This window comes from Sporosarcina sp. SG10008, from assembly GCF_044569405.1.
In the GTDB taxonomy this organism is placed as follows: Bacteria; Bacillota; Bacilli; order Bacillales_A; family Planococcaceae; genus Sporosarcina; species Sporosarcina psychrophila.
The window spans coordinates 3248451-3266839 of record NZ_CP172607.1 but is presented as its reverse complement, the minus strand read 5'-3'; the positions used below and the strand labels follow the sequence as shown (position 1 = coordinate 3266839).

The window sequence follows — 18389 nt, the reverse complement described above, 5'->3', positions numbered from 1 at the left end:
TTATAAAAATGTTACTATTAGAAAGTATTATGAACAAAATCAACTGTGCGGATGAAAGCAATAAGCTTAGCGAGATGACAACTTTAACATACGAATTATTATTACTGGTAACAAGACAATAACTTACGAAATTAAATAGGCTTGTTGGTTTAAAAATAGAATTAGTAATGAATTACTTTATATAAACATTTGATTACCTTTTAGGCAATCAAATGTTTTTGTTTTTTGTGAGAAATTTAAACATGGGACGACATGGATGATGCTTTACTGAAATTCATAACTCATGAAGGTTGTACCATCAAAACATTCGTGCTGAGCCAATGGGATGTCCTTAAGTTTAGAAGTGACATTAGAACAGAACTGTTCCCAAATTAGTGTCAGGTACCAGTTCGTGACACTATTCCGTCAACTCGCTACAATTACATATTTATAAGGCGTGGACTAGGTATTAACTGCAATTTCTAATTTCATTGGATTCTTTATGCAATTTCGTGAATCGTTCGTTGTTGTTTGTTGCACAGGTGCAAATTTTATGGGTAAGCCAAATCAAATTCCAAAAAAGTAGGAGATGAATAATATGAACTTAAAAGATTTAAAAAATAGACATATAGAGTATGACTGGAAAACTATTTTTGTAGGTGTCCAAGAAAATTATTTTAGTAAAGACGTTATTTCTGACTATGCGGTAGAGTTGATGGAGATTGGTGATGAAAGTGGGTTTGTTAGTGAACTTGCATGGGGAGTATCTAGTGAAGATTTAGGTAAAGTGATGTTAGAAATAAAAACTAATTATTTCCCTCAATTAAATGAAGAAAGCACAATATTAGTAGAGGCGAATAGAAAACTCAGATTTGTTTGTTTGTCTGTAATGAGAGAAAGATGTAAAGAAGATAATGAATTATTAAATAAAATTGCAGAGTTTTATGGAAATCATCACTACCCAGAAGATATGGTGAGTTTTGTTAATTATATGCCTCAAGAAGTCCCAACTACGAAAGAAAATATGGTAAATAGGTTAGATGAATTTTTAAAATTAGAGAGTGTGAGATTTAGTTAGCTATTTTACTTGATTCTATGGGTAGAGAAAGAAGAACTTAAAAGAACAAGAGAACAAGAGAAAAAGTAAACTATGGGCATTTTTAGCTGAAACAGTGGTCAAGGACTAAACAAAGTGTTAGCTAATTTACCAGTTTAGTAATCGTGTCTAATGGTTGTTACTACGACTTAAGACGCCGTTAATTGAAAAATTGGGACTGAGTTGTGTGAGTGGCACCGAAACTAGTCAAAGAGCATTGGTTGGCTCTAGGTAATTTACTTTCTGACGTTGAAATTGAAAATGCGTAATAGCGAGGGAAAAGGGCGCCACAACAGTATATTGTTGTGACGCTTTTTTTGTTTGTGAAAAGCATAAATATACAGATAACATAGTCCATCAGAACATCACGATGCTTGATCGTCTAGGCAATGAAATGGAAACCATCCAAGAAGGAGTTCAAGGACTCGTTGTGATGGAAGATTCGTTGAAAGGCGAAGGGGAAACGCAATTCGTGCATTTTACGTGGACTGCCACTCGCCATTCCTTCAGTGTTTCAAGCTATTTTAGAACCGTTTCACAGACGCTGCCACCTTATGATGGAGAAATTACATTTGAGGGTATGAGGAAAGTAGTAGGTGGAAATGGACCAGGAACTCCGGATGGCCTTGCGCCTTATGCCGTGGGTGCGTTTGACTTCTTTACGGAAGATATCGGTACTATGTTAAGCGCTGATGCGACGGAAAACGAACGATTTGAAGCCGCTCTATTCACGTTCATTAAGCCAGCTAAGATGTATGATACTGCACATGATGCTTTGAAAACTGGTGAAAAGGCTAAGGATGCTGGGAAGGGTATAGTTAATCCTAATAGACTAATTCCTGGTAAACCTGGTGTCGTAACTGGAGGAGACTCTACTAAGTTAGGGAAAAATATGATGGAAGAGATGGGACTTAAACGTTCAACTAAATGGAGTGGTTATCAAGCACAGCATATTATTCCTTCTGAAATGGCAAAGAATCCTGTTATTAAAAAAATTGGAATGAATTTTGATGACGTCTCAAATGGGATTTTTCTAAGAATACCTAATAATGATATAAGCACAATGTCTAGGCATAGAGGATATCATTCTGTTTATAACCAAATGGTAGAAAAAGCATTAAATAGAATGGATATTGATCAAAGTGTTGATAGTCTACAAAAACAAGTGTATGATTTACAACAAAATTTAAAGAAATTATAGGAGAAAGGATTACCGCTTTATCCTAGTCAAGGCGCAACAATAGAACTCTGGGAAAGAAAGCTAAAGCATTTGGAAAATTAGATTTCTAAAAGCATAGTGGGAGGGAAAATATCATGGATAAGAAAGATATTAATTTTCTTGAAGAGTTGCTATATAATACGGATAAAAATAATTTAATCAGTCAGTTAAGCAAGGTAGATAACCCACTAATACTCCATTTTTTTGTAGCAAATTATAATTGGAATAGTGGATTTGATGTACTAACAGTTATTTTAGAAAATGAGGCTTGTGATTTAGGGACGGGTTTACTAATGTTTCATTATGCAGACGGCTACAGTTTGTTAGATAATTCAGATGAATTTTCAAGTTCTTCATTAGAGAAATGGAAAGATTTCTTGAATAAGATTTATAACAAACTTATAAAATTAGAATTTAAATCGCAGAATATTTTCTTTGACCCTGGTTTAACAAAAATTCAAAAGTATAAGTTGAAAAAAAATAACCCAAACCTTCCTGATATACTTATTAGTAAATCCCCAGGCGAAATGGTTGATATTCCTAAAATATAATGTGGTTGCTTAAAAACCTTGATTGGCAAAGTGTCTTTCAAGGTTTTTCTGTGTGCTAGTCATGGGGAAACGCTGGTCCACTACAGGCTTGGCAGTAGGAACTGTCAGCAGAAAGCAAGGTTGATTTTTTCCTCATTAATGTTTGAAGGGATGTAATAAAGGTTAAAGAAGACTATAGCGGAATATTAAACTACAAAATAGGAGATGGACAGTATGAGTTTCATTTGGTTTTTAATAATTGGCGGGATTATCGGTTGGCTTGCAGGTATGATTTTGGGGAAAGATATCCCAGGTGGAATTATTGGTAATATTATCGCAGGTATTATCGGTGCATGGATTGGTGGTATGCTTCTTGGAAGTTGGGGGCCTAAAATTTCTGATTTCTACATCATCCCTGCTTTCATTGGAGCAATTATACTTGTGTTCATTGTAAGCTTAATTATGAGATCAATGCGTAAAGTTTCGTAATGGTAAATAGACCTTTCAGTTTATTTCTATACGGTTAAGTGAATCATGTGTAAGCGACAATTAATGGTGACTGTGTATATAATAAAAAGCGGCCTTCCACGATCTAATCTGTGGAGGACCGCTTTTTACTCATTCTATAAAACCAAAAAAGGAAACACGTCCGTAGATGACGAATTGTTTTCTTTTTTATACATTAGAGTTTTTTCTTGAAAAATGCTCTTTAGTAATCGGGCTAACAATCGCGAAATCTTCTCCAAAACGGATTTCTATCGGTTTGGAATCAGGCAACCTTTGCCTTCCTTTGCTTTTCTTTAACCGACGTTTACAGGTAGTTAAAAGTTGGCTGATTGGATTGAACATATAGAGACGAAATACCCTTAAAAATTCCCATACTGATTTTTCAGGTTGATGAATGAGTCGCAAGATTTCAATAAGGGCAAAGGTAATCAACGTAATAAACAGCTGATTCCAAATGCCTGCGGGCGAATGGCTGAACAAATGGCTAACCTTTAAATGCTGCTTAATCCATTTGAAGAAGAGCTCGATGTACCAGCGGTTCTTGTATGTCTCTAAGATTTCTGCTTCAGTTAAATCGAGACGTTTCGTGAGTAGATGGAAAGACGTGCCTTCGGAATCAAAAAATTCAATGTAGCGTAACGGTTCTTCACGTGTTCGTATGAATTGTTCGTTGTTATTTGTTGAACGGGTACCAAATTTCAAATAGAAATTGCGAAAGGCGATCATTCATGAAGAATGATCGCCTTTTTCTGATAACCTTTGACAGCATCAGAGTGCATTTTATTGGAAGTTAAGTATAACACTATTCGGTTTGTTCTGTCAATGACGAATTAATTTTAGGTACCGATTTTTAACCTTCACACATCTTCTTATTTTTGGAATAAATGAAAAATAATAAAAACAGTGGTATATTAATAGTCAAGGAGGAAACTTCTGGGAAATAAACATTTGAAGAGTTGCATAGAATTGATCAAATTACTGGAGGGGTTTTTATGAGAATCACAGTTGTAGGAGCAGGACATGGTGGAACAACAATCGCTGCTGATTTAAAACGTAAGGGTCATCTAGTCACTTTGTTAAAGACTTCAAAGAGTTTGCATAACGAAAATTTTGATTACCTAACGAATAATAAAGGTCAAATCACCATTGTGGATGGCAAGGAAGAAAATACCGTATATCTAGATGTAGTGACGACGGATGTTGAGGCGGCAATCAAAAATGCTGAAATAATTATCATTTATGTACAAACGAATTACCATGAACAAGTTATTAAACGTATATTACCTTTCATGAATGAAGACCAAATCGTGTTGCTAGAGCCGGGCTATTTATCGACAGCTTATTTCTTGAAACATGAAAAGAAAAAGCGCTTTACAATTGTTGAAGCACAAAGCTCGCCAATTGACTGTAGAATTATTGAACCTGGTAAAGTGAAGATATTGTTTAAAAATGTTAGAAATCCGATTGCGATCTATACGGAAAAAGATAAAGCAGTTATTCAAGAAAAGTTAAATACGCTACACTATCATTTTGTTTACCTCGAATCAGTCATCGAAGCTGCTCTCCACAACCCCAATTTAATTGTCCATACGATCGGAGGAATTATGAGTATTCCTCGAATTGAATATACTGAAGGCGACTATTGGATGTACAAAGAAGTGTTCACACCCCACGTCTGGAATATGGTAGAAAGCCTCGATAAAGAAAAAATGGATGTGCTGGAGAAAGTAGGATTGGAACGATTGTCTTACGTGGAAGCCTGCAAATTCCGTAACTTTGAAAACCAAACAATTGATGCGAAAGAAGCATTTTTAACATATGCTAAAAACAGTTCACCAGAAGGTCCATTTGTAGCGGATTCAAGATTTATAACAGAAGACGTTCCCGAAGGTCTCGTATTGCTGGAATCATTGGGGCTGATGTTAGACGTCGAAACGCCTACATGCACAGGTTTAATTAACATCGCGTCTGCTGCTCTTGCTACGGATTTTAGAGAGAATGCGAGGACTGTCGAATTACTTGGTAAAGAAAACTTGGAGAAGATAATCGGTACTCTTGCTGTTTCAGTAGATTGAAAAGCGATACCTGTGCACCAAAGGAGTCCTCTGGCCGAAACATGGCTGGAGTTTTTTTATTTTCAATCCAAATTTCCCACCACCTGTTGTTGTGTTGGCGATGTAATCGAACTTTTTTTCTGGGTCCGGCGTTGCACTTCAAGTCCTAGCAGCACTACTACAAACTCCTGAAAAAGTAGTTTCAGTGCTCAATGATTACGGTCTCATATTTTCTAGATGATTAATGTGAAAAACATACATTATTGATATACTTGTTGTACTAATTTAACTGATTTTCAATAAGAACTGTATTCAACAAACGAACCGCCGTTTAGGTAAAGGTTTTGGGAGTGAAGAAATGAACAACTTTTATACAGCATTAACCTATGTAAGTAAAATCATTTATGGGCCCAATCACTTAACTGTAAAGTCGATACAAGAAGAAAAGCAAAATTTCAAGTATGGTGCGGGTACATTTGAATTATCTTCTAGAACAGTTCGATTCAGAGTTGCGAATAGTACGCCTGCCAAAGTAGGGCAGTTTGTTGCATTTTGGGAAAAAGATGAAAATAATAAAAATCAAGCCTATTCATATGCAAAAGCACCGGATTTGTTAGTGATTACTACCTTTAAAAATGAAAATGAATTCGGGCAATTTATTTTTCTGAAAGAAATTCTTTTCAAGCAGAACATTCTCAGGTCCAGTTCAACAACGGGGAAAATGGCAATAAGAATTTATCCTAGCTGGGATAGTCCAACAAGTAAACAAGCGATGAAAACTCAAGAATGGCAGTTACCCTATTTTGTTGATATGAGTAACTCGAATAACTTAGCTATAGAGAAAATACTAGAACTATATTCTTTGTAATTCTCTGCAATCAGAATGAGTAACGCAGTAAATTAATATTATTTATACTTTGCTACGGGGGTACTTATGAAAACTCACTATTATTTAGGTTGGTTTAGCAACTTTTTCCCAGAGAATCTGGGTAGGGTGTTACAGGGGGATATAACTGATAGAAAATCGCTTGCTATGATTAGCTCGAATCCATCTATTTATGGAGATGATGGTGCTACAGAACGCTCGTGGCTTGACCAGGCTGACATTATGTTTGATGAATATCATTTAATCAATTACCGCGTACAGAAGGAAGATGCCCAAACGTTAATTCAAAATGCTTCAGTTATTTTCTTGTTGGGTGGGAATATTCTTAATCAAAATCGTTTTTTGATAGACTATGAGTTATCGGATTCGATTAAAAAAAGCAACGCTGTTGTGATGGGAGCAAGCGCTGGAGCAATCAACATGTCCGCTAAATGGTTATGCTCGAAAAACTTTGGAGATGAAGTTGAAATGAACTCTGTTTACGACGGAATCGGTCTTGACAATTTTTCCGTCCTGTCTCATTTTGATCTTGAAAATAACATGGCGCTGGTTCAAAGCGAACTATCTCCCTTATCGGAAGAAATGAATATTTATGCGTCTAACAAGGATTGCGCTCTACGTATAAAGGGAGACAAAATCGACATTTTTGGCAATGTATACTTAATTTCTCACTCAGAGATTCAGAAATTGGATGAGACGTTCTAGTTGAAAAGCGATGTCTGTGCACCAAAGGAGTCCTCTGGCCGAAATATGGCTGGAGGTTTTTTTATTTTCAATCCAATTTCCCACCAGCTTTTGTTGTGTAGGCGATGTAATCGAACTTATTTCTGGGTTCGGTGTTGCACTTCAAGTCCTAGCAGCACTGTAACAATATTGAATCTTTACTGCAAAATGTATGGAGTCGAGTTATCTGTTCTAATTTCATATCCGGGATTGAAGCATTAACACTTCAATCCCGGATAAATTGGGAAGCCGTTTTCCAAATGAAACAGCAGCCCCTCGAGTCGCTTCAGTCTTGCCGAAAAGGCAAAGTCTGCCTTTCTCGTCAAGCCTTCCAGCGCTTTTCGGAACTAAACGGCGCCTTCCGCTTTTCTAGGTCAATACACGTCTCAATTTCGCCAGCGATCGGTATCTTCGTTTCCTAACCCCTTCAACCGTAATTCCAATTCGTTCAGCACATTCTGTAAGCGTATACCCTTCGATGAATAGCCATTGCACAAGTTCCCGCTCGGCGGGGGATAACACGTCTAGTGCATCCGCAAGTCTATTTAGCGCTTCATGCTGGTCAGCGATTTCCGGCACCATTATATACGCCAAGGACTCGTCTTCCATCAACGTGATATTCTTTTCAAATACGTTTTCCTTTTTTAATTCATCGAGCATGCCACCTCGTATGCTTCGATAAGCAAATGGCGTGAAACTCCCTTTCGCTTCGTCAAAGCGGCTCCATGCTTGCCATAATGCGACTCTTCCTGCCTGCCTGAAACTGTCATGGTTGCGGTGAATATTCAATTTGCGAATAGATGCAGAAATCATCGGTTCATACTGCTCCAAAACATCTTCAAAAGTCATCATTTGTGCGGCCTTCCAGACCGTGCACGGTGCTTTGTATTCCCGGGTGACTACATCGTAGTGCATTTGAAATAGGGAATCCAATGGGCGTTCATGACGTTTGGCGCATCATACGTGATGAATGGGTAGCGAAAAGTGATATTTGACACATAGAAATTACAATATTCATCATATTTGGATAAAAGGGATTGAATATTTATGGGTAAATGGTATCATACATTTATAACTGGTTTAAAGGAGGATGTTCATTTGCGAATGTGTGATTCTTTTTTAATTAATCGAACAGTATTGGCAGTTAAAGCATTTTTCATGGGGGAAAATAAAAGTGAAATTATTACAACACGTGGTATTTATTACTCGGTGTTAACACCGCTGGAACTACTTAATAAGGCGTGCATTAATTATTCTTCAACTTGGCAGGGACGTACAGATGTTGCTACGGATTTGTTGAATTATTCAAAGAAACCGCCGTTCATTATAGAACCTAACAAAATTGGTGTATTTCCGACAAAATCATCAAAAAGTCCGGATTGTGTCTTTATTTTTAATCATCACATCAGCGTTCACGAAGTGGCGAAAGGCCAATCAGTGATAACGTTTATGGCAGGGATTTCCGTAACCGTAAAAGTCTCAAAAAACACCATACTAAAGCAATATCAACGCCTCCACACGCTGATGAGCGTAAGCAACTTGAGGCATCAGGAAAAGGAGTTATATGATAGGGAAAATGGTTTCGATGATAGAATTGTATGGTGATTGGTGAGGATCCATTATTTAGGTAGTTGTGCGTCAATTCACTACAATTGCATACTTATGAACTAGAGAATAGGTATGTATCTATTCTCTTTTATTTTATTAACAATGGATTGAACGGTCATCACCCGTGGATCCAACAAAAACTGGGAGTTGTCCAATCAACTTGGCCAAGTATCAACGAAAGCCTCGAAGTGTCCAACCAATAGGGAGGTTTCCAACAAACTCTTCGAAGTGTCCAACAAAAGCTCGGGGCTGTCCAACTAACATGGCCAAGTGTCTAACGAAAGTCGTAAAGTGTCCAACCAACAGGGAGGTCTCCAACGAACTCTTCAAAGTGTCCAACAAAAGCCCGTAGATACCAACTATCCGCATCCTGCTCTAACCAATCTCCTCAGATTTTCGACGGGCTATGATTTTGTTAGTGAAATTGACAGCAACGTAGAGAAAACTCGTTTTCGACTAGTATTTTTCTTTAAGTACTTGTAAGATGTTGGAAGACAGTTAGTCGCCAGTTGCTCGCCTGCCAATGTGCTTGTTACCGTATCATCTAACCCTCGCCAACCGTCTCATTTGGCAAAGGGTATGGGACTATTTTATGCTGCTAATCGGTCTGTTGGGAACGTGAATCTAGTACTTTATTTCATCGGCAGAAAAACCCCTCAACTGGCACGTCATAATCCATAAAAGCCTCGCTGAATAAAGCCTTGCCGATGAGTTCGCGCAAAACACCTGAATAATAGCCGGGCAGATTCCGAACTTTTTTCTGTTTGGTTGTTTGAACCGCAATACGAAGGGCATGCATGGCTAATTGCTCGAACAGTTCTCCTTTGTCTTCGTGAATACTAAATTTCAGCATTTGCAGGGACTGTTTCCGGTAGACGCCGTAAAAATTACGTGCTAATTTACTTTCTCCGATTGTTGAAGAAAGAAGAGATTTCATTTTACCGAAAAGTGTAGTAGGCACAATTTCCGTAGGAGACGTTCTTTTAAGGTCTTTAGGTTTTATCGCTTTAGAAAGAGAAGCTTCGGTTTGTAGATTAGCGGGTTCAACCTTACCGCTAGAAGGCTTTTCGTCATTCTCTGGGGTGTTCAATTTCGACTGGTCATTAGTAGGTTTAATGACGTAAATGTTTGCGCCTAGACCGCTCATGACTGGGCGGATATAGTGAATACGTTCGATGATTTCTAGCTTTTCTAATTTGCGGATGGCGCGTCGAACAGTTGCATTGGATTTCTTGATGGCCTTTTCGATTGTTTCGTGTTTCAAGTGTGCAGCGCCATATTTAACAGAGTAGCGACGGATCATATCAAGAACAGCCCGCTCTGTTTGATTCATGTCGTTCCAGTGCGTGAGTACATGTTGCCTAGTCGCTGCGTCTAAATCGTGTTTGTTTGTGAAGTGTGCGTATTCCGTTAGGTAAGTTGTCATAAAGAATATCCCCTTTATTCTTTATATAGAAGGGAATTGAGATTTAGGGGACAATGTTGTGAAAAAAGTTTTTGTGATTTTTTTAGAAGATGGCAAGCGCATTAAATGAAAAAATCCAGTGAGAGGGAATGGAGCATACTACCGCGTTGGCGGATACTACGTAGTACAATTTCTAAGAAGTTCGTACAAATTTAAAGTTCTATATGAAAGGGCTTTGTTCTTTTCGAAAACGCGTATATTAGAGTAGGACCAAACGGGGTAGTAAAGATACTTGAATAGTTTTTTAGGTACGTTGTACGTGAAGGTATTCAGAACATACAAGGAAGTCTCCAACAAAGACCGGCAACTGTCCAACCAACTTCGCAAAGTCTCCAACCAACTCGGAAAAGTGTCCAACAAACAGGGAGGTTTCCAACAAACTCTTCGAAGTGTCCAACGAAAGCCTAGAGTTGTCTAACGAACTCGGCCAAGAGTCCAACGAAAACCTCAAAGAGTCCAACAAACTAGTCCTAGACTCACTCGAAAAAGCCTAATTGCTCATAAAAATGAGCAATTGGGCTTTTTCATACTTATTATACCTCGGCACCCTTGACCACAATATCTTTCGCCACTTTAGCAAGTGCAGCTGTCGTCAACTTCCCTGGAATTCCGTCTACAACAAGTCCAAAAGCCTTTTGAAACGACTGAACCGCGGACTTTGTAGCAGGCCCGTTTAGTCCATCCACAGCAATCTTGTAACCAATTTTGACGAGCAAGCTTTGTATTTCTTTTACTTCATGATCGACAACATAATATAACGGATCAACCGCATTCGTAAACTTGTTGTTCCAACGACCAATGTGGACCTCGAAATGAAGATGGATCCCTGTGCTTTTTCCAGTCGTACCTTTCACGCCGATACGTTCGCCCTGTTTGACAATCTGCCCGACTTTCACACCGATAGAATGTAGATGTGCGTACACGGTTTCAAACGTCTTTCCACCGATTGCGTGCACAATCATAACCGTGTTGCCATAACCATTTGTAGACTTAGAAAAAGTTACTTTTCCAGCAGCTGCTGCAACGATCGTATTGTTTGATGAAGTATTTCCGTAATCCACACCCCAATGCATCGTTCGCAAATGCGTAATCGGATGGATGCGGTAACCGAAAGGAGACGTGACACGACCCTCGCATGGTTTAATAAACATTAATTTCCTCCTTTCTTCAAATTAAGTTCAACTAGTACCCAGCAACGAAACGCGAGCGAGTAGTCCTACTGAAATCTCCATTGATGGGAGATGATTAAAATTCACTGCATTTTTAATGAAACCAACACATCATGAATCGCAACGAGTTTTGTTTCGAGCCGGTGCAAAAGATAGAATGATACGAATATCGGGAAACCGACTTCCTGTATGAGACTCATCCATTGTTCCATCTCGTTTCCTCCTCTCTAAATACATAAAAAAACCGGTCCCCAGTCCGAAAACTGGTGAACCGGTCGTTGCTGCTTGTTAGCCGTTTACAAGTTCTGTTACATTGCGCTCTATAACCCGAGCGCTAACAACTGTTGCGAGTGGAGCGCCGTTTACTTCGAATACATTCGCAGCGATGATCTCCTGCATCGCCGCTTCGATGCTTTGCGGCGTCAAATCTGCACGGGGTTCATCCACCGTCAAACTCACCCTTTTCCCGCTTGCTGTGTTGAAGTTCAATTGTAGTGTTTTAGCCATTTTTCATCCCTCCTTTCCCCATTTGTTAATTGGTTAGTCAATCAAACTCGATGTTTCCACGAGATCCGCTCCGATGAACAACAAAGTTGAGAGCCGACCAAGTTGCTCCAGCGCTTTGTACAAGTCCTCAGCTGGTGCATTTTCTTTGATATAGCGGTACGTCTTCGATTTACGGATAATCTTTCCGTCCTCTGTCAAACCACCGTCGAAGAGAACGCGGCCCGCCGCGTGTTGAAATTCTATTGTTGCAGCCATGTAATCACCTCCTTTCACCCTCTATATAGAGTGATAGGGAAGGAAAGGGGACATTGTTTGTAAGTATTTTTACAGCTATGCAACGCTAGTGGGTACCGATTTTTTAGGAATGGAAAAGAACTCTATACTTAGAGTCCCTTTTCTTTCACCGGTTTACCTCAACGTATATTCAATTCATCCACAATTTTTTGTGCCATTTCACCATTATGCAGCTTCCCGAACACAGTACGCACAGGTAAATTGTAACCGATTTTTTTAGCTTCTCCATTGGTGACAGGGGGAGTCTTTAACGCTCCATTCCACTTCAATATGGTATTCATCGGGAAGTTGTTGTCCCGTCTCGTCGTCGAAGAAAATGCCCACCCCAGGTTCAACCTTTACATCCATAACTTTACCGACTGCCATTAATCCTTGTTGATTCACATATGCCAACATGATATCTCCACAGAACTGCCTTGCAGGTTACGCGGCCCGTTTTCATAACCATAAATGGCTACTACATTTCTGTTGAACATTTTCTCGTAGGACCCCTGGATGATGCTTTTCGTTCGTGTTGAAAATCCAGTGTCTTTTCCATGTGCTCGAGGAGACAACAGAATCGGGAGTATCTTGGAGGCCCTTAATTTCCAACGGAGGATAATTTGAATGCAATTTATGATTTAACTTTTGATTTTATCTTTTTATAATATACTCAAACGTAGCGTCGAATAGAAAGGTAGCTTTAGCCAGAGTTAACCGAAGAAAAATACAATTATAGGATACAGAAAATGAGTCTCAGCCATATGAGTAGGTCAATGGCTGAGATTTTTTATGTTTTCATTTCTATCCGAGAATCATAGTGCTAATACAGTTAATAATTTGAATAATTTGATATCTGAATTGGTTTAATGTACACTATATTTGCTATGTGAAATTTTGATTATATGTTGGTGGTGATAGTTTTCTAGTTGATGATCTTTTTGTTCGTTGTTGAACTGTAGGTATTCGTTCTAATTTTTGCGTTTAATTTTGTACCGATTGTAATAGTTTTAATAAAATACTAATTGGAGTGATTTATTAATGACAGTGTCAATTCGGGAACTATTTGCTGCAAAAGGGTTGGAAATACCAGAAGGTGACTACAAAGTGGTGGAGTCACGGTGGGAAGCGATTGAAAAACTGAAAGAACAACTAACAGATCTGCCACTAGAAAGCTATGACATTTCATTACGCAATATTGCAGGAGGTGACCAAGTTGAGTAAAGATCTCATCTCTCTTTCAATAGAAGAATTGGCACCACTTATTGAGAAAAAGGAAGTTTCTCCGGTTGAACTGACAGACGCAGTATTGAATCAAGCTGATGCGCTAAATGACAAGAACAATGCATATATCACCATTACACACGAAAGTGCGAAAGAGTCTGCTAAAAAAGCAGAGAGCGAGATTGCTAACGGAAATTACCGCGGCAAGCTTCACGGGATTCCGATGGGTATTAAAGATAATATTTACTTCAAAGATGAAGTGACGACGATGGCATCGAAAATCCACAGTGATTTCGTTTCGGATTACGATGCGACTGTCATCGAAAACCTTAGAGAGTCCGGTGTCATTTTTACCGGTAAGCTTAATATGCACGAATATGCTTGGGGCATCACCAATAATAACCCCCACTTCGGTCCGGCGCGTAATCCATGGGATTTGGATAGGATTCCAGGGGGATCGAGCGGAGGCTCGGGAGTGGCAATCGCCTCCAATATGAGTATTGGGACGTTAGGGACAGATACTGCCGGTTCAATTCGAATTCCATCATCGGCCTGTGGTATTGTCGGACTGAAACCGACTCATGGATTGGTGAGTAAATATGGATGTTGGCCGCTTGCCTGGTCTTTGGATCATATTGGTCCGATGACGAAGACAGTGACGGATGCGGCGGCAATGCTCGAAGTGCTCGCGGGGTATGATAGCAAAGATCCGACTTCCGTAAATGTCCCGATGATGAAATACACAGAAAAGTTAACGGGGGATGTCAAGGATTTGGTTATCGGTGTCAATGAGGATTATTTCTTCAAGGATGTCGATTCGAATGTGGAGAAATTGGTGCGTGAAGGTATCCAGGCATTGGTCGATCAAGGGGCCAAAGTGGAGGTCGTATCCATCCCTTCATTGAAATATGCTGAGTATGCGGAATTGATCACTTCGTTATCTGAAGCAAGTACGATCCATCATAAGAACTTGCAAAAACGCCCGAATGACTTTGGAGAGGATATCAGGTATCTATTTGAACTTGGTGAAATCCCTTCGGCAGTTGACTATTTACAAGCCCAACAAATCAGAAGGATGATTAAGCTCGACTTCCAAAAAGCGTTTGAAAAAGTGGATGTGCTTATCTCACCGACATTGCCATTAATCGTACCGAATATTGGCGATGACACAGTTGCGATTAACGGTAATCATGTTGATCTTATTGAAAATATTATTAGATTCACAGGTCCCGGCAACTTGACGGGCCTTCCAGCACTAACAATTCCATGTGGATTGGTTGGAGGAATGCCAGCTGGGATGCAAATTATGGGACCAGCATTCAGGGAGGATCTCGTCTTGAATGTTGCCTATGCATTTGAGAAGACGAATCCATTAAAAGGTGCCCGTCCTCAAACGCTTGTAACGGCAACTAGTAAGTAATTTATGAAGATAAGACATGTGCGCATGTCTTATCTTTTTTGTTGCGCATATACCTGTGAATGTTTTTTAAAATTCATTTCATTTTCAATGTTAGTAAAACATTATGTATCGCAACAAGTTTAGTTTCAAGCTGGTGCAAAAGATAGATTGATACGAATATCGGAAAACTGAGTTCCTGTATGAGACTCATCCATTATTTCATCCAGTTATTTCCTCTTTTCACATATGAAAAAAGGTCCCCATTTCGAAAACTGGTGAACCGCCTTCATTGATTAAAATGCTGAACGGTAAACTTTCTGCAATTAGGTGGTCACTTGGTGATGAATGGGATATGTTAGATACATGAAATAGTTCCAGATAAGCTAAGCTTGAAGAAAATCAAAAAGTACATTTTGATTTTAAGGAGAGGAGAGTCAATATGGAAGTAGTATATTTTGCAGGTGGATGTTTATGGGGAGTACAAGCTTTTATAAAAACGTTACCTGGAGTTACATTTACAGAAGCAGGAAGAGCTAATGGAACAAGTCATACACTTGAGGGGAATTATGATGGGTACGCCGAATGTGTAAAAATAGGATTTGATCCGACAGTTGTAACGATCAGGGAATTAATGGGGTATTTATTTGAAATCATTGATCCATACAGTTTGAATAAACAAGGACAGGATGTTGGAGAGAAATACAGAACAGGCGTATATAGTGAAAAGCCTGAACACTTAAATGAGGCGAAGGCGTTTCTTAGTGAGAGAAATGATTATGACCTCATCGTTGTTGAAGTATTACCTCTTACAAACTATGTGAGAAGTGCAGAAGAACATCAAGATAGGTTAGCTAGATATCCAAATGATTATTGTCATATTCCAGAAGAATTATTAAGTAGGTATAAGTAAGGGAGCATATTAATTTCAGGTACTGTGGCGACATTCTGACTACTCGCTACAATTACATATTTATCAGGCCTGGATTAGGTATTGACTACAATATCTAATCTTTTTTTGCGTGTTTATACAATTTCGCGAATTGTTTTTTGGTACACAGGTAGCATTCGCTACAAAAAAAGAACTCTTTATGGATCCATGACGTCTCTTGCTTAGACGAACGATGCTTTCATACTCTATATAAACAAACCATTCGAAAATGATACAACGTGATGACATTTACTTTTTCTTCACGATGGTAATGATTATGACCATAAGAACGAACCACTTCTGCCATGTTTTTTTCCAGCGATTGCCGCTAGACTTACCAATCAGTTTACTAATGGGGGAACGATAAGAAAGTGGGAATTTATAACGTTAATGATTTTGAAAGATAAAAAAGCCAAACCCCTCTAATCTTTGTGCAATTATGTGAATTGTACACTATTGTTTATTGCAACCACACAATTAGTAGGCAAATATAAGCAATAACTATTTATTTATTCTGAATTTATGATACTATAGACTTATAAGAAGCGCGTGCATTAGTTTCTGAAATATGTCCGAGTAATTCAACATAAGGCTAACTTGCTGCACTTGAATATGGTGTTTATTAAAATGGGAAGTGGGGTTATATGGATGAAGAGAGCTTTTATTATATTGGGTAACAATAAAGACACACAGGAATTGATTGATAATCTGAGAAAGAGGGATAGTGGGACGATTACGATCGTTGATGAAGAACTTGGGAATGGGCTATCTAGAAGAGGTGATCTTACCTATGTGAATTGGACTTATATAGAAAGCGTCAAGGACATGAATCTCCCATTCGTCTATTACCACCACATACCACCAACGCATCGTAGGGATGGACGAAAATGGAGACGGAGTTTAAGTAGTGTAGGGTGAATTTCGGATACCTGCGCGAAACCATTCCGACTACTCACTACGATTACATATTTATGACCGGGTGATTAGATAGGTAGCTGATAATGTAATCTCTATATGTTTTTTATACAATTGGGGGAATTAGTTGTTTTTTGTTGCACAGACACTATACTTCAGTACCAAGGACCTTTATTGATGACAGGCATTTGGAAATTGATTTCTTTAAATACTCAACATATAATAGAGTAAGAGATGAATAATATAAAAAAGTGGCCAAAGGTTCGGTAAAATAATGGCTGATCCTCCGCTTTAAATAAGAAGTAACTGTCAAATCTTACCACAGGGACGGTTTGACAGTTACTTCTTTTTTGTTTGGAAAAAGGTGCCTAACTAGCTTCCTGAGTATGTAATTACTATGCAATTCATCGGTTACTATAAGATATATTCATACTTATTGTATGAACATAGTGAAAAAAGCAAGTTCTCCTCACTCATCTAGAAAGGTGGTTCAGAACTTTGAAGAAAATTCGAATAGGCTTGTTTGGTGCGGAGGATTCCCTTGAAATTATGGAATCTGTCATTTCACAGTACCCTGAATTCAGTTGTATCTCTATTACCTACTGGCATGATGAAGAAATTCCAGAAAAACTGACTGCGAATATGTGGGATGTCGATATGTGGCTTTTTTCTGGGCAAATTCCTTATGGCTATGCCAAGAAATGGTCTGGATCCTCACAGCCGATGTTTTATGTCCCTTCTTCTGGATCTAGCTTGTATAAAACTTTGTTGCATATCGCATATCAACAAAACATCGCATTCAACCAACTAAGCTTCGATACGTTCGAACCTTCTGTGCTAGAACGAGTTTTCTTAGAATCTGAGATAGATTTTCAACCCGTATATTTAAAACACTATGAAGAAGAGATTCCTACGGATGAAGTGGTGAAGTATCACTATGATTTATGGAAAGAAGGAAAGACACTGGCTGCTGTCACTTGTCTGAAAAATGCTCAACATGAACTGATAAAGCTTGGCGTGCCTGCATTTCGGGTCCTTCCGGCACAATCCGCAATCGTTTCTACGTTGGCACTTATTCGCCAGACATATGAAACTATGCACTTTAAGGATTCTCAAATCGCAGTACAAATGATTGAGTTTGACTCCTTTTCCAGCTTAACAAAGGATACTTTTTCAACAGATGAAATCCATAAAATCGAAATCAAAATGACAGAAAAGCTACTCGTATATACTAAAAAAATAAATGGTTCACTTAAATCTGCCGGGCCAGGTCGTTATATAATATTTACAACGCGCGGACCGTTAGATGAAATTACTAAAGATTTCACAGTAATTCCAGATCCGACAGTTCTTCAGCTAACCGGGGATGATGCTGTCACTTGTGGGATTGGAATTGGACAAACTGCCTATGAAGCAGAGATCAATGCTGGGATTGCTTTACTACATGCAAATGATCATGACAAGGGATCATGGATGGTCGTTTTTGACGGCAAAACGATTACTGGCCCATTAGGACAACCTGAACAGATTATCTATGGGATTGCCCCGGAAAAATTACAATTATTAAGCCAGCAAACCTCACTTAGCGTCGTCACTTTAAGTAAACTAGAATCTATCTTAAGGAAAATCGGGAAATCGGAAATTAGCGCCCATGATCTTGCCCAATATATGAATATTTTGCCGCGCAGCGCACGCAGAATTTTGACAGAGTTAGAGGCAAAAGGATTGGCCCAAATAGTCGCTGAAGAAACTCTACACCCAAGAGGAAGACCGAGAAAAATTTATAAAATCATGTTATGACAAGATGCCTTTTATCTTGTCTTTTTTTATTTTTATTGAAGTTAGAAAATTAACGCTAGACTGAACTACCAAACTTAATATATAATAATGGCTACAACCGTTAATGG

22 protein-coding genes are annotated in these 18389 nt (G+C 38.7%); 13 read left to right on the top strand and 9 right to left on the bottom strand.

Features of this window, described 5'->3' with window-relative positions; all coding sequences use genetic code 11:
* The first annotated feature begins 577 nt into the window (after window positions 1–577).
* The 4 genes from ACGLYD_RS15490 (at window position 578) to ACGLYD_RS15475 (ending at window position 3313) form a co-directional block, all read left to right on the top strand.
* Complete coding sequence (locus ACGLYD_RS15490; RefSeq protein ID WP_399628990.1) at window positions 578–1057, top strand: DUF2247 family protein; 480 nt, start codon at window positions 578–580, stop codon at window positions 1055–1057.
* 388 nt (window positions 1058–1445) lie between these two features.
* Complete coding sequence (locus ACGLYD_RS15485) at window positions 1446–2276, top strand: AHH domain-containing protein (protein ID WP_399628987.1); 831 nt, start codon at window positions 1446–1448, stop codon at window positions 2274–2276.
* A 113-nt stretch (window positions 2277–2389) separates the two neighbouring features.
* Complete coding sequence (locus tag ACGLYD_RS15480; protein ID WP_399628985.1) at window positions 2390–2845, top strand: DUF4274 domain-containing protein; 456 nt, start codon at window positions 2390–2392, stop codon at window positions 2843–2845.
* A gap of 213 nt (window positions 2846–3058) precedes the next feature.
* A complete protein-coding gene (locus ACGLYD_RS15475; protein ID WP_340740791.1) occupies window positions 3059–3313 on the top strand; it encodes a GlsB/YeaQ/YmgE family stress response membrane protein in 255 nt (84 codons plus the stop codon).
* 186 nt (window positions 3314–3499) lie between these two features.
* On the opposite strand, the gene ACGLYD_RS15470 is transcribed toward ACGLYD_RS15475, so the two are convergent.
* Complete coding sequence (locus ACGLYD_RS15470; RefSeq protein WP_399628983.1) at window positions 3500–4057, bottom strand: transposase; 558 nt, start codon at window positions 4055–4057, stop codon at window positions 3500–3502.
* Window positions 4058–4323: 266 nt separating this feature from the next.
* On the opposite strand from ACGLYD_RS15470, the gene ACGLYD_RS15465 reads away from it, so the two are divergent.
* The 3 genes from ACGLYD_RS15465 (at window position 4324) to ACGLYD_RS15455 (ending at window position 6976) form a co-directional block, all read left to right on the top strand.
* The gene (locus tag ACGLYD_RS15465) at window positions 4324–5406 is read left to right on the top strand and encodes an NAD/NADP octopine/nopaline dehydrogenase family protein (RefSeq protein WP_338655226.1); all 1083 of its coding nucleotides are present in this window, start codon (window positions 4324–4326) and stop codon (window positions 5404–5406) included.
* 337 nt (window positions 5407–5743) lie between these two features.
* Window positions 5744–6253: a MepB family protein gene (locus ACGLYD_RS15460; protein ID WP_399628981.1), complete on the top strand. Its 510-nt coding sequence runs from the start codon at window positions 5744–5746 to the stop codon at window positions 6251–6253.
* A 66-nt stretch (window positions 6254–6319) separates the two neighbouring features.
* Window positions 6320–6976, top strand: coding sequence for a Type 1 glutamine amidotransferase-like domain-containing protein (locus tag ACGLYD_RS15455; RefSeq protein ID WP_399628979.1), 657 nt, complete (start codon window positions 6320–6322; stop codon window positions 6974–6976).
* 387 nt (window positions 6977–7363) lie between these two features.
* Here the strand turns inward: ACGLYD_RS15455 and ACGLYD_RS15450 are convergent, their stop codons facing one another.
* The gene (locus tag ACGLYD_RS15450; RefSeq protein ID WP_354312112.1) at window positions 7364–7846 is read right to left on the bottom strand and encodes a sigma-70 family RNA polymerase sigma factor; all 483 of its coding nucleotides are present in this window, start codon (window positions 7844–7846) and stop codon (window positions 7364–7366) included.
* Window positions 7847–8041: 195 nt separating this feature from the next.
* Here ACGLYD_RS15450 and ACGLYD_RS15445 point away from each other — a divergent pair, with 195 nt between their 5' ends.
* Entirely contained in the window at window positions 8042–8599 is a 558-nt protein-coding gene (locus ACGLYD_RS15445; RefSeq protein ID WP_399628976.1) for a competence protein ComK, read from the top strand.
* Between the two features lie 640 nt (window positions 8600–9239).
* Here ACGLYD_RS15445 and ACGLYD_RS15440 read toward each other — a convergent pair.
* The 6 genes from ACGLYD_RS15440 to ACGLYD_RS15415 form a co-directional block, all read right to left on the bottom strand.
* A complete protein-coding gene (locus ACGLYD_RS15440) occupies window positions 9240–10028 on the bottom strand; it encodes a helix-turn-helix domain-containing protein (protein WP_399628973.1) in 789 nt (262 codons plus the stop codon).
* Between the two features lie 572 nt (window positions 10029–10600).
* A complete protein-coding gene (locus tag ACGLYD_RS15435) occupies window positions 10601–11218 on the bottom strand; it encodes a peptidoglycan DD-metalloendopeptidase family protein (RefSeq protein ID WP_399628970.1) in 618 nt (205 codons plus the stop codon).
* A gap of 101 nt (window positions 11219–11319) precedes the next feature.
* A complete protein-coding gene (locus ACGLYD_RS15430) occupies window positions 11320–11448 on the bottom strand; it encodes a YvrJ family protein (RefSeq protein ID WP_082786727.1) in 129 nt (42 codons plus the stop codon).
* A gap of 76 nt (window positions 11449–11524) precedes the next feature.
* A complete protein-coding gene (locus ACGLYD_RS15425; protein ID WP_187045791.1) occupies window positions 11525–11743 on the bottom strand; it encodes a DUF2922 domain-containing protein in 219 nt (72 codons plus the stop codon).
* A gap of 33 nt (window positions 11744–11776) precedes the next feature.
* Window positions 11777–11998, bottom strand: coding sequence for a DUF1659 domain-containing protein (locus ACGLYD_RS15420; protein WP_067212838.1), 222 nt, complete (start codon window positions 11996–11998; stop codon window positions 11777–11779).
* 158 nt (window positions 11999–12156) lie between these two features.
* Entirely contained in the window at window positions 12157–12372 is a 216-nt protein-coding gene (locus tag ACGLYD_RS15415; protein WP_399628966.1) for a hypothetical protein, read from the bottom strand.
* A gap of 685 nt (window positions 12373–13057) precedes the next feature.
* Here ACGLYD_RS15415 and ACGLYD_RS15410 point away from each other — a divergent pair.
* On the top strand, window positions 13058–13240 hold the full coding sequence (locus ACGLYD_RS15410; RefSeq protein WP_338655243.1) for a hypothetical protein: 183 nt from the start codon (window positions 13058–13060) through the stop codon (window positions 13238–13240).
* On the top strand, window positions 13233–14660 hold the full coding sequence (locus tag ACGLYD_RS15405; protein ID WP_399628963.1) for an amidase: 1428 nt from the start codon (window positions 13233–13235) through the stop codon (window positions 14658–14660). The genes ACGLYD_RS15410 and ACGLYD_RS15405 overlap by 8 nt, the downstream gene beginning before the upstream one ends.
* 73 nt (window positions 14661–14733) lie before the next feature.
* Here ACGLYD_RS15405 and ACGLYD_RS15400 read toward each other — a convergent pair whose 3' ends face one another.
* Complete coding sequence (locus tag ACGLYD_RS15400) at window positions 14734–14850, bottom strand: YvrJ family protein (protein WP_370570012.1); 117 nt, start codon at window positions 14848–14850, stop codon at window positions 14734–14736.
* Window positions 14851–15078: 228 nt separating this feature from the next.
* Here ACGLYD_RS15400 and ACGLYD_RS15395 point away from each other — a divergent pair, with 228 nt between their 5' ends.
* The 3 genes from ACGLYD_RS15395 (at window position 15079) to ACGLYD_RS15385 (ending at window position 18282) form a co-directional block, all read left to right on the top strand.
* Window positions 15079–15549 carry a peptide-methionine (S)-S-oxide reductase gene (locus ACGLYD_RS15395; RefSeq protein WP_342539042.1) on the top strand — a complete coding sequence of 157 codons (471 nt, stop codon included), beginning with the start codon at window positions 15079–15081 and terminating at the stop codon, window positions 15547–15549.
* A gap of 666 nt (window positions 15550–16215) precedes the next feature.
* Window positions 16216–16485, top strand: a complete 270-nt coding sequence (locus ACGLYD_RS15390) for a hypothetical protein (protein ID WP_187045784.1) — start codon at window positions 16216–16218, stop codon at window positions 16483–16485.
* Window positions 16486–16980: 495 nt separating this feature from the next.
* Window positions 16981–18282 (top strand): ArsR family transcriptional regulator, encoded by a 1302-nt coding sequence (locus ACGLYD_RS15385; protein ID WP_399628959.1) that lies wholly within the window; start codon window positions 16981–16983, stop codon window positions 18280–18282.
* Window positions 18283–18389 lie beyond the last annotated feature (107 nt).